Here is an 11,884-nt window from a genome sequence, read left to right on the forward strand (position 1 = left end):
CGAGGCGAGCCTGGTTGGCCGCGCGCCCGGTTTTTCCCGCCCGGCGACCTTCGAGCTTGCCCGCTCCGTCCGCGAGCTGAAAACGATCCTCGCGGAATTCGGGCTGGAGCGTGCAACGCTCGGCATCGAGCTGGATTTTGTCCCGGCCGGCGATTTTTCCGCAATGCAGGCGATGTTGGCGGGCACTGCGCTGGTCAACGGCTCGCCGATTATCGACAGGCTGCGGGCAATCAAATCGCAGAGCGAGATCGACCTTCTGCAACGGGGCATCGTCCTGTCGGAAGCCGGCCTGTCGCGGCTGCAGCAGCATGCGGCGACCGACATGCGTCAGTCGGATCTGGTCGCGCTCTACCGGCAAGGCGTCGCCGATGCAGCCGCCGGGTCATCGCAGCAAATCTCGACGGCGGAATACGTCACGCTGGGCGCTCGCCCCAAAAGCGCCGATGCGGTCGCCGCCGCCGGCGATCCGCTCAAGGCCGACATGGTGTGCAGCGTGAACGGCTATGCCTCGGACATGTCGCGGAATTTCACCTTCGGGCCACCGTCGCCCGAACAGGCCGAATTGCATGCGATAGCCGAACGCGCCTTCGCCGACGGGCTTGCCGCGCTTATGCCCGGAAAGCCGTTCGCCGGCGTGCATCGCGCCGCCAGCGAAAGCCTGGCGCGCCAGGGCCTGCGTTCCTATCGCCGCGGCCATTTCGGCCACAGCGTCGGCCATTCCGTGTTTTCCGAGCAATGGCCGTTCATTTCGGCCGACAGCGATGTCGTGATCGAAGCCGGCATGGTGCTGGCATTCGAGATCCCGCTCTACATCGACGGTCTCGCCAGCTTCAATCTCGAGGACCAGTTCCTGATCACCGCCAACGGGCCGCTGCCAATGAACCGCCTGCCGAGAAGCCTGGCTACTTTCGGCTGAATCCATCCGTCACCTGGCGCCCGCCACGCCCCTGCGGAAATCCGACGGCGACATGCCGGCAAGCTTGCGGAACGACTTGTTGAAGGCGCTGAGCGAACCGAAGCCCGATTCCATGGCGACGCGCAGCACATTGGCATCCTGATGCATCAGCAGCGCCTGCGCGTAGCTGAGGCGCAGCAAATTCACATATTCGTTGAGCGTCATGCCGGTCGATTTCTTGAAGATGCTCATAGCGTATTTGGGATGGATGTCGGCCGCCGCGGCGATGTCGACGCAATCGATCTCGTAGAGGAAATTCTCGGCAATGAAGTCGCACATGCGCCCGACATTGCGCAACGATTGCTGATCGAAGGGACTGCCTATCTCCTGTTCGACCGGGGTTTCGGGCACGAGCCGGTAAGGCTCGAAGCGCACCCGCTCCAGCCGCAGCAAAAGCTCGTTTACGGCATGCTCGGCCTTGACCGGGTCGCCGGAGCGCGCATAGCGGTTCCAGCGTTCGAAATTGTGGTCGTCCGACCGGTCGGTAGCGTCGGTCACCAGCGTCGCCCCCGTCATCAGCCTGTTGCGGACATCGACGGGCAAATGAAGCCGGAAGAAATGCACCAGCGGCAGATGCGCGCCGGCATAGATGGCATCGTCGGAGGCTTCGTCCATCTGGTGCGGCAGGCCGCCCCAGAACAGGCACATGTCGCCCGCAGAGAGCGAAAGCCCGTGTCCGTCCATGCGGTAGTGCACGGCGCCGCGCACGATGAAATTCACCTCAACCTGGGCGTGCCAATGTGGCTTGAGCATCACCAGGGGCTGGGTGTGGAACATCTGCAGCAGCAGCGGCAGGCCCTCCACGCTGCTGGCGCCGGGCTGGTAAAACGGCCTTTCCGGCATCTTACTTTCCGCTCATTTCTTATTCCCTTTGTCGCGGACAAGGCGTTCCCGAGGCCTAGTCTAGCCACGCTCGCAAACAGAGAGCAACTGAAATGGGAGGATTTCAATGCGCATTAAATTGACCTGCGCCGCGCTCGCGCTGGCCTTGGGCTCCAGCCCGGCCTTTGCGCAGTCCGGTGAAATCACGATCTGGAGCTGGAATATCGCCGCTTCGTCGCTGAAGGCCACCATAGCGGGCTTCAACAAGCAATATCCCGACATCAAGGTGACCGTCGAGGACCTAGGCAACCAGCCGACCTATGACAAGTCGATCGCCGGCTGCGCCGCCGGCGGCGAGGGGCTGCCTGATATCGTTACGATCGAGAACGGCGAAGCGGAAAACTACTGGAGCCAGTTCCCGGATTGCTTCGTCGACCTGCACACACTCGGCTACACCGCGGAAGACCAGGCAAAATTCCCCGACTTCAAGCGCACCGAGCTCGAGGTTGACGACAAGGCCTATGCGATGCCGTGGGATTCCGGTCCAGTGGCGATGTTCTACCGCCGCGACTTCTACGAGAAGGCCGGCGTCGATCCGTCCTCGATCAAGACCTGGGACGATTTCATCGCCGCCGCCAAGAAGATCCAGGCCGCCAATCCCGGCGTGACGATGACCAACGCCGATTTCAACGGCGATTCCGAATTCTTCCGCATGATCTCCAACGAGCAGGGCTGCGCCTATTTCTCGGCCGATGGTCAATCGATCACGGTCAACCAGCCCAAATGCGTCGACGCCATGACCAAGATCAAGGAGATGAAGGACGCCGGCATCATTTCCTCGGCCGACTGGAGCACCAAGATCACCAACAACACCGCCGGCAAGGTCGCCACGCAGATGTATGGCGGCTGGTATGAAGGCACCGTGCGCACCGAATCGCCCGATGGGACAGGCAAATGGGGCGTCTATTTGATGCCGAGCCTGACCGCCGACGGTCCGCGCGCCGCCAATCTCGGCGGCTCCTCGCTCGCCATCACCTCGGTGTCGAAGAACAAGGAAGCCGCCTACGCCTATCTGAAATACACGCTTGCGACGAATGAAGGCCAGATCACCATGCTGAAAGGCTTCGGCCTGGTGCCGTCGCTGATCTCGGCCCTCAACGACCCCTATGTCTCCGAAGGCCTGCCCTATTGGGGCGGCCAAGCCGTGTGGAAGGACATCCTCGGCACCTTGCCGAAGGTCGTACCCAGCCGCGGCACGCCGTTCCAGAGCGACGCCGAGATCATCATCCGCGCGGTGCAGACCAAGTATCTGGCCGGCGGCTATCCCGACGCCAAGGCAGCGCTCGACGATGCCGCAAGCCAGATCGCCGCGGCGACCGGCCTGCCGGTCAAGTCGTGATCTAGACGAGACGGCTCCGGTGCGCGGCTCCCCTTCTCCCCTTGTGGGAGAAGGTGTCGCCGAAGGCGACGGATGAGGGGTGCTCCAGCTTGGCGCCGGCGGCACTCCGGCCATCACCCCTCAACCGTCTCGGCGCTACGCGCCGATCCACCTTCTCCCACAAGGGGAGAAGGCATGAGACTTGAGAAGCAGAAAGGAGGAAAACGATGCGCTACCAGAACGCCACGGCGTATCGCTTTCTCGCGCCCTATCTGCTGATCTTTTCGATCTTCTGGCTGTGGCCGATCATCGATTCCTTCCTGATCTCGTTCCAGGCAACGCGCACCGTGCCGTGGCGGTTCGCGCCGACCTTCAACTGGGGCCGGCTGATCGGCGATCCCGCCTTCTTCAATGCCTTGAAGAACACATTGCTGATCCTTGTCATCCAGGTGCCGGTGATGATTTCGCTGGCGATTGTGATGGCGGTGCTTTTGAACTCGCCGCTGCTCAAGGCGCGTGGCCTTTTCCGCTTTGCCTTCTTCGCGCCGGTCGTGGTCGGCGAAGTCGCCTATTCGGCGGTTTTCCGGCTGATGTTCAATCTCGACTACGGCATCATCAACAAGCTGCTGAACAGCATCGGCCTGCCCAGTGTCGACTGGTTTACCAACGTCACCCCGGCGATGGCGGTGATCATGATGGCGGTGACGTGGCGCTGGGCCGGCTACAACGCCATCATCCTGCTCGCCGGCCTGCAGTCGATTCCCGAGGATGTCTACGAGGCGGCGACCCTGGACCGGGTCAGCAAGGTCAAACAGTTCTTCTACATCACGCTGCCGCTGCTCAAGCCGATCATCGTGTTCTGCGCCGTGCTGTCGATTATCGGCACCATGCAGCTGTTCACCGAGCCCTTCCTGATCACCGAGCGCGGCGGGCCGGGCGGCGGCACCGAAACGCTCGGGCTGCTGCTTTACCGCCAGGGCTTCCGGTCGCTCAATTTCGGCTACGCTTCGGCCATCGCCTACACCATGGCCGGGCTGGCGATCGCCATCTCGCTGGTACAGATATGGCTGACGAGGGAACCGAAATGACCTCGCACTCAAGAGTCAGCCGTTCCCAGGCCAGATTGGGCCGCAGCATCGTACTGCATCTCTTCCTGACGCCGCTGGCGCTGGTCTGGCTGTTTCCGCTGTGGATGATGGTGGTCTTTTCCACGATGCCCGACAACGGCATCTTCAGCCCCGACATCGAGCTTTTGCCGCACGGCAATTTCCTCGACAATGTCGGCAATCTGCAGCGCGGCACCAATTTCATCGGCGCCATCGGCATCTCCGTCTCGGTGGCAGTGACCTATACCTTCCTGTCGGTGATGCTGACCTCGATGGCCGGCTGGGCGCTGGCGCGTTACAACTTCTTCGGCAAGGGCATGGTCGTCGCCATTATCTTCGGCACCATCACGCTGCCCTATGCGGTCGTGCTGATCCCGCAATTCATCATGGTGGCGCGCGACTTCAAGCTCGCCAACACCTGGGTAGCGCTGATCGTGCCGCCGCTGTTCAATTCGCTGGGCGTGCTGTTCATGCGGCAGAGTTTTTCGATGATGCCGCACGAGCTGTTCGACGCCGCCAAGGTCGAGGGCGTCAAGGAATGGCGGATATTCCTGTTCGTCGCCCTGCCTCTGGCGCGGCCGATGCTGGCGGCGCTTGCCATCATCCTCTTCCTTGCCTCCTGGAACAACTATCTCTGGCCGCTGCTGATCAATTCCAAGCCGGGCGCAATGACCGCGCCCGTGGCGCTCGGCACGCTGATCGGTCTCACCAAGGTGTCCTGGGGCGGCATCATGGCGGGCGCGGTGATGCTGACGGCGCCAATGCTCGTCGTGTTCGTGCTTCTGCAGCGCCATTTCGTTGCCGGTATCGCTGCCGGCGCCATCAAGTAAGGATCACCATGGCGGCAGTCACACTCAAAAACGTCATCAAGCGCTTCGGCGTCTTCGAGATCGTCCACGGTGCCAATATCGATATCGATGACGGCGAATTCGTCGTCTTCGTCGGCCCTTCCGGCTGCGGCAAGTCCACGCTGCTCCGGATGATCGCCGGGCTCGAGGACATCAGCGACGGTGAGATCGCCATTGGCGGCAAGGTGGTGAACGACATCGAGGCGGCCGATCGCGGCATCGCCATGGTGTTCCAGTCCTACGCGCTCTATCCGCACATGACGGTCGAGCAGAATCTGAGCTTCGGCCTGAGAATGACCGGCAACCCCAAGGCAGATACCGAGCGGCGGGTGAAGCGGGCTTCCGAAATCCTGCGCATCGCCGAGCTGATGAAGCGGCGGCCGCGGCAATTGTCGGGCGGCCAGCGCCAGCGCGTCGCCATCGGCCGTGCCATCGTGCGCGAGCCGCAAGTGTTCCTGTTCGACGAACCGCTCAGCAATCTCGACGCCGAGCTCAGGGTGCAGATGCGCGTCGAGATATCGCGCCTTCACAAGGAGCTTGGCGTTACCATGGTCTATGTGACGCACGACCAGACCGAGGCGATGACGCTGGCCGACAGGATCGTCGTGCTCAACGCCGGCAATATAGAGCAGATCGGCGCGCCGCTCGATCTCTACGACGACCCCGCCAACCGTTTCGTTGCCGGCTTCGTCGGCTCGCCGAAAATGAATTTTCTGGCGGCGAAAATCGTCGGCGCCGACAACGGTGCGGCGGTCGTCGAACTGGTCAACCATCGCGGCGCGCGACTGCGCAAGCCGCTTTCCGATGCCTTGCCTGCGATAGGCGGCGATGTCGTGCTCGGCGTGCGTCCGGAGCATTTCTTCGACGCCGGCCAGGGCGATTGCGACCTTACCCTCAAGGCCGATGTCGCCGAGCACTTGGGATCGGTGAGCTATGTCTATGCCAATTCCGGGACCGGGGGCGGGCGCGAGGAACTGATCATCGAGCGCGAGGCCTCGCGGCATCGCGCCAATGGCGACGACCTGGTGGTGTCGATCAAAGCCGACCGCTCGCTTCTCTTCGACGCCACCGGCGCACGCATTCGCTAACCCATCTTTCTTTTGTCCGATCGCGATTGATCGCGGCCACCCCACGGAGATTCGACATGACGTCCAAACCAGAAAAAGTTCGCTGGGGCATTCTCGGGCCCGGCAACATCGCCAAGGCCTTTGCCGGCGGCGTCGCCCATTCGCGCACCGGCACATTGGTCGCCGTCGGCGCGCGCAATCCCGGCAAGGCCGGGCTCACCGAGGCTTTCCCCGGCGCCCGCATCCTCGACGGCTACGAGGCTTTGCTTGGCGATCCGGACGTCGATGCGATCTATATTTCGACGCCGCATCCGAGCCATGCCGAATGGGCGATCAAGGCAGCCGAGGCCGGAAAGCATGTGCTTTGCGAAAAGCCGCTTGGCCTGACCGCCTTCGAGGCCGACGCCATGATCCATGCTGCGCGCAAGGCCGGCACCTTTCTCGGCGAAGCCTTCATGTACCGGCTGCATCCGCAGACGGCCAGGCTGGTCGAGCTGATCAGGGCCGGTGCGATCGGCGAGATCAAGATGATCAAATCCAGTTTCGGCTTCGCCATGCCGGGCTTCATGCCGGAGCACCGGCTTTACGCCAAGGATCTCGCCGGCGGCGGCATTCTCGATGTCGGCGGCTATCCCGTCTCGATGGCGCGGCTGATTGCCGGCGCCGCGGCGGGAAAGCCCTTCGCCGAGCCTGACGAAGTGGTCGGCGCTGCGCATCTCGGCCAATCCGGCGTCGACGAATGGGCGTCGGCGCTGTTGCATTTTCCGGGCGGCATCGTCGCGGAAGTGTCCTGCAGCATCTCGCTCGCGCAGGACAATGTGTTGCGTATTCTAGGCAACAAGGGCCGCATCGAGGTGGCGGATTTCTGGTATGCCGGCGGCCAGCAAGGCGGCACCGGCGAAATTCGCATCATCCGTCCGGGTGACACCGAGGTGGTCGAGGTCAAGGAAGACGGCTGGCTTTACGCATTCGAGGTCGACGCCGCCGGCGAAGCCATTCTCGGCGGGAAGCAGGAGTTCGCCTGGCCCGGCATGGGCTGGGCCGACAGTCTCGGCAATCTGCGCGTGCTCGATAAATGGCGGGCCGCAATCGGGCTCGAATACGACATTGAGAAGCCGGCAAAGCGCGTCAACACGATCTCCGGACGGAAGCTGCGCGCCGGCGGGACCGCCATCCCCAAGCGCAGCATTCCGGGCCTGCCGCGGCCCGCCTCGTGCCTGGCGCTCGGGTTCGAGGATTTCCGTACCTTCTCGTCGGGCGCCATCCTGCTCGATGCCTATTTCGAGGCCGGCGGCAATCTGTTCGACACCGCCTTCGTCTACGGTTCCGGCTATACCGAGACGCTGCTCGGCCAATGGCTGAAGAACCGCGGCGTGCGCGAGCAATCGGTGGTCATCGGCAAGGGCGCGCACTCGCCGCTCTGCTATCCCGACGTCATCGGCAAGCAGCTCACCCAGTCGCTCGAGCGGCTGCAGACCGACCATATCGACGTCTATTTCATGCACCGCGACAATCCGGACGTGCCGGTCGACGAGTTCGTCGATGCGATGGACCGCGAGGTCAAGGCCGGCCGCATTCGCGGTCCGTTCGGCGGCTCGAACTGGACGATGGAACGCATGGACGAGGCGATTGCCTATGCCGAGCGCACCGGCAAGCAGAAGCCCGGCGCGCTTTCCAACAATTTCTCGTTGGCCGAGATGCTGGAGCCAATCTGGGCAGGCTGCGTCACCTCCTCCAGCGACGAGTGGAAGGCCTGGCTTACCGCCCGGCAGATGCCGAATTTCGCCTGGTCGAGCCAGGGCCGCGGCTTCTTCACCGACCGCGCCGGCCGCGACCGGCGCGACAATGAGGAGTTGGTCCGGGTCTGGTACTCGGACAAGAATTTCGGCCGTCGCGACCGTGCCATCGAACTCGCCAAGCGGCTGGGCAAAAGCCCGATCCACGTCGCGCTCGCCTATGTCCTGGCGCAGCCCTTCCCGTCCGTCCCGCTGATCGGGCCGCGCTCGCTCGACGAATTGGAAGACAGCCTCCAGGCGCTCGACATCTCACTTTCGCCGGACGATCTTGCATGGCTGGATAGCGGTTCGGATCAGGCCCGCGCGCGGGCCTGACCGCAGCGGCAGTCGCTTCAGCCTTACGCTGCGCCCTTAGCTTCCGGACCGTTTGCGCTGCCCTCACCCTCTCCCGCAAACAACCGGGACAGGGTAAGAATGAGGGCAGCGCCACCGTCTCTGGAAGTTAGGGAAGACAGATGCTCGACATCACACCGTCGAAACAGGCTGCCACCTGGCTGGGTTCCTTTGCCCGGGCGCTCGAAGCGGGCGACGTCGAGGCCGCAACCAGCCTGTTCGTCGAGGACTGCTACTGGCGCGATCTTTTGACCTTCACCTGGAACATCAAGACGATGGAGGGGGCGGCCGCGATCCGCGACATGCTGACGGCGACGCTGGCAACCACGAAGCCTGCCCAGTGGCAGCTCAGCGGCGAAGCGACTTCGGACGAAGGCACAATCGAAGCTTGGTTTTCTTTCGAGACGTCATCGGCGTGGGGCCAAGGCATCATACGCCTCAGGGACGGCAAATGCCGGACGCTGTTTACGGCGATGCGCGATCTCAAGGGTTTCGAAGAGCGCAAGGGCCCGGCGCGGCCGCTGGGCGTCCGCCACAAGGCCGATCCGGAACGCGAGACCTGGCTGGAGGCGAGGCGCCGCGAGGCACGTGACCTCGGCGCCAGCCAGCAGCCCTACTGCCTGGTCATCGGCGGCGGCCAGGGCGGCATCATGCTGGGGGCGCGACTCAGGCAATTGGGCGTGCCGGCCATCGTCATCGAGAAGAACGCCCAGGCCGGCGATTCCTGGCGCAATCGCTACCGCTCGCTCGTTCTGCACGACCCGGTCTGGTATGACCATCTGCCCTACATCCCGTTTCCCGAGAACTGGCCGGTGTTCACGCCCAAGGACAAGATGGGCGACTGGCTGGAGATGTATACGCGTGTCATGGAGCTCAACTACTGGACCTCCACCACATGCGTTAGAGCGTCCTATGACGAGACCGAAAAGGTCTGGACGGTCGAGCTCGACCGCGCCGGCGAGCGCATCACGTTGAACCCGAAGCACATCGTCTTTGCGACCGGCGCCTATGGCCCGCCCAGGCAGATCGACCTGCCGGGTGCCGATGTCTTTCAGGGCGAGATCCTGCATTCCGGCCAGTATTCCAGCGGCGAGAAATTCCGCGGCAAAAAGGTAGCCGTCATCGGCGCGGCAAGTTCCGGCCATGACGTCAGCGTCGATCTCTGGGAGAGCGGCGCCATGGTGACCATGGTCCAGCGCTCGCCGACCACGGTGGTCAAGTCCGACACGCTGATGGAGATCGGTTTCGAGATCTTCTCGGAAAAGGCGCTGGCCTGCGGCATCACCACTGAAAAAGCCGACATGATCGTCGCCTCGACGCCGTTCGCGCTGCTGCCGCAAGGCCAGCGGGCGCTTTACGACATCATCAGGTTGCGCGACGCGGCCTTCTACGACCGCTTGCGCGGCGCCGGCTTCGCCATCGATTTCGGCGACGACGAGACCGGACTCCTGATGAAGGCCTACCGCACCGGCTCGGGCTTCTACATCGACGTCGGCGCCTGCGACCTGATCATCGACGGGGAGATCGGCATCCGTAGCGGCGTCGGGATCAAGTCGCTGACGCCGACGGGCATCCTCTTCGACGACGGCACCGAACTGACGACCGACGCAATCATCGCCTGCACCGGCTATCTCTCGATGAACGAGACGGTGGCGGCAATCGTCTCGCGCGAAGTCGCCGACAAGGTCGGGCCGTGCTGGGGGATTGGCTCGGGCGTGAAAGGCGATCGCGGGCCGTGGCAAGGCGAATTGCGCAACATGTGGAAGCCGACGGCGCAGCAAGCGCTGTGGTTCCACGGCGGCAATCTGGCGCTGTCGCGCTTCTATTCGAAATTCGTGGCGCTGCAGATCAAGGCGAGGATGGAAGGCATTCCGACGCCGGTTTATGGAGCGCCGGTGCGATAGGCCGAGCTATCCGTTCCAGTGGAGGATGGTCGCGGCCCGGCCCAGCCGCTTGCAACTCACCGTTGGCGCTGTTCTTCCTCTTCCTCCGACAGGTCAAGCGTACGGCCTGCGTAGAGAATACGCAGGATCACCACCCTGCGCCCGACGATCTCGAATGCGATTGTCGCCCGCCGTCGCCAGCCCACGGTACGCAGTCCAGGCGCGATATCGTCGTGGCGCGTACCGCGTTCGGGGAAAGTCTCGAAGCTGAGGCAATAATCGATGATCCGGTTGACAAACCGCAGCGCGGTGGCGGCGCCGGCCTAGGGCGCAAGTTCCGCCGCCAGCTCGGCAATATCCCGTTCGGCTGCAGCATGAAACCTGACCTCATATTTCATGTCCCGGAGCGGGATTTGGCAGTGACGGCATCGATACGGTTGGACAGGTTCTTGCGCAACTGGTCCGCGGTCAACAGACGTTCACGATGTGCGCGTGCATCCTCGAGGGTCGGGGCGACCTCTTCGCGCAGCCAACGCTCGATGGCCGCATCGCGGGCAGCCAAAGTCCGCAGGCCGTCACGGATGACCTCGCTTTCGGTGGCATACTCGCCCGATGAGACTTTGTCCTTCACCATCTGCGCCATGTCGAGCGGCAGGGTGATGGTCAGAGGTTGAGTGGTTCGCATGGTCGTCTCCTCGTTGCCCTTCATAACATGGGATATGACTTAATCATACACCAGCCTCAATCGTGGTCACGTCCGAAATGCCGGCTCGCCACCTCGACATGCGTGCCGTGCGCATGCGCTTCGAAGCGTTCGGTCTCGCCGAGATCGTCCACCGCCTCGTTCGGCCACCAGCTGCCGCCGACCACGATGCCGTCCGAGACCAGCCTTTGCCCGGCGACCAGCGAGGCACCGACCGAATCGACAAAGGTGAAGCGCCCCGGGCGCAGCCGCAGCACCGCGATGTCCCCGACCGCACCAACCGCAAGTCTGCCCAAATCGGGCCTGGCGATCGCCTCGGCCGGCCGTTGCGTGGCGGCGCGCAGCACCTCGACCAGCGGCATGCCGAGCGCCAGCAGCTTCGACATGCAGACCAGAATGTCGAAGGCGGGACCGTCGACACAATAGAGATGCACGTCACTGCTGATCACGTCCGGCGCCAGTCCTTCGCTCAGCATCGCTTTGGCCACCTCGAAATCGAACGAGCCCATGCCGTGGCCGATATCGAAGATGACGCCGCGCTCGCGCGCCAGCCGCATGTCCGGCCGCACCGCCCCCGAGGCGAAGACCGGCGCGTTGGGAAACGGCCGGAAGCAGTGGGTGAGGATGTCGCCCTTGCGCAGCCGCGGCAGCACTTCCGAGCGGCCGGGCGGCGGCTCGTCTATATGCGCCATCAGCGGCAGGCCGGCTTTGTCGGCGGCTTCGAGCGCGAGATCGACCGGCGCGATGCCGCTGGTGCCACCGGCGTGGCGACCCGAGCGGACCTTGACGCCGACAACCACGTCGGCGTGCTCGCGCGCCGCCGCCACCGTTTCGCGCGGTTCGCAGAGCCGGAGGTCGCTGCATTCGCCAACCGCCACGGTCTGCGAGAAGCCGAAAATGCCGGCAAAGGAAATGTTGACGTAAGCCAGGATGCGGACCTTCGAGCGCTCGATGACGTGGCGCCGGCAATTTCCTCGGCTTTCGCCGCCACGT

The 11,884-nt window shown here is 63.6% G+C and carries 10 protein-coding genes; 7 read left to right on the top strand and 3 right to left on the bottom strand.

Translation table 11 applies throughout. The features are described 5' to 3' along the window. A partial coding sequence (locus E5W70_RS24795; RefSeq protein ID WP_292663431.1) for a Xaa-Pro peptidase family protein occupies positions 1-916 on the top strand: 916 nt, incomplete at its 5' end. A gap of 9 nt (positions 917-925) precedes the next feature. On the opposite strand, the gene E5W70_RS24800 is transcribed toward E5W70_RS24795, so the two are convergent. After that, positions 926-1,798, bottom strand: coding sequence for a helix-turn-helix domain-containing protein (locus tag E5W70_RS24800; protein WP_292663433.1), 873 nt, complete (start codon positions 1,796-1,798; stop codon positions 926-928). A 106-nt stretch (positions 1,799-1,904) separates the two neighbouring features. Here E5W70_RS24800 and E5W70_RS24805 point away from each other — a divergent pair, with 106 nt between their 5' ends. From E5W70_RS24805 to E5W70_RS24830, 6 genes are all read left to right on the top strand, one after another. After that, a complete protein-coding gene (locus E5W70_RS24805; RefSeq protein ID WP_292663435.1) occupies positions 1,905-3,176 on the top strand; it encodes an extracellular solute-binding protein in 1,272 nt (423 codons plus the stop codon). Positions 3,177-3,382: 206 nt separating this feature from the next. Beyond that, positions 3,383-4,243, top strand: a complete 861-nt coding sequence (locus E5W70_RS24810) for a sugar ABC transporter permease (protein ID WP_023720572.1) — start codon at positions 3,383-3,385, stop codon at positions 4,241-4,243. Continuing rightward, positions 4,240-5,091 (top strand): carbohydrate ABC transporter permease, encoded by an 852-nt coding sequence (locus E5W70_RS24815; RefSeq protein ID WP_292663439.1) that lies wholly within the window; start codon positions 4,240-4,242, stop codon positions 5,089-5,091. Before E5W70_RS24810 ends, E5W70_RS24815 begins: the two co-directional genes overlap by 4 nt. 8 nt (positions 5,092-5,099) lie before the next feature. After that, a complete protein-coding gene (gene ugpC, locus E5W70_RS24820; RefSeq protein WP_292663441.1) occupies positions 5,100-6,197 on the top strand; it encodes a sn-glycerol-3-phosphate ABC transporter ATP-binding protein UgpC in 1,098 nt (365 codons plus the stop codon). 56 nt (positions 6,198-6,253) lie between these two features. Beyond that, positions 6,254-8,287: an aldo/keto reductase gene (locus E5W70_RS24825; protein ID WP_292663443.1), complete on the top strand. Its 2,034-nt coding sequence runs from the start codon at positions 6,254-6,256 to the stop codon at positions 8,285-8,287. Between the two features lie 140 nt (positions 8,288-8,427). After that, positions 8,428-10,209 (top strand): NAD(P)/FAD-dependent oxidoreductase, encoded by a 1,782-nt coding sequence (locus E5W70_RS24830; protein WP_292663445.1) that lies wholly within the window; start codon positions 8,428-8,430, stop codon positions 10,207-10,209. 373 nt (positions 10,210-10,582) lie between these two features. Here the strand turns inward: E5W70_RS24830 and E5W70_RS24835 are convergent, their stop codons facing one another. Then, positions 10,583-10,873, bottom strand: coding sequence for a type II toxin-antitoxin system ParD family antitoxin (locus tag E5W70_RS24835; protein ID WP_292663447.1), 291 nt, complete (start codon positions 10,871-10,873; stop codon positions 10,583-10,585). A 56-nt stretch (positions 10,874-10,929) separates the two neighbouring features. Then, positions 10,930-11,884: amidohydrolase family protein (locus tag E5W70_RS24840; protein ID WP_292663449.1), on the bottom strand; the 955-nt coding region annotated here is incomplete at its 5' end.

The organism is Mesorhizobium sp. (assembly GCF_005063415.1).
Lineage (GTDB): Bacteria > Pseudomonadota > Alphaproteobacteria > Rhizobiales > Rhizobiaceae > Mesorhizobium.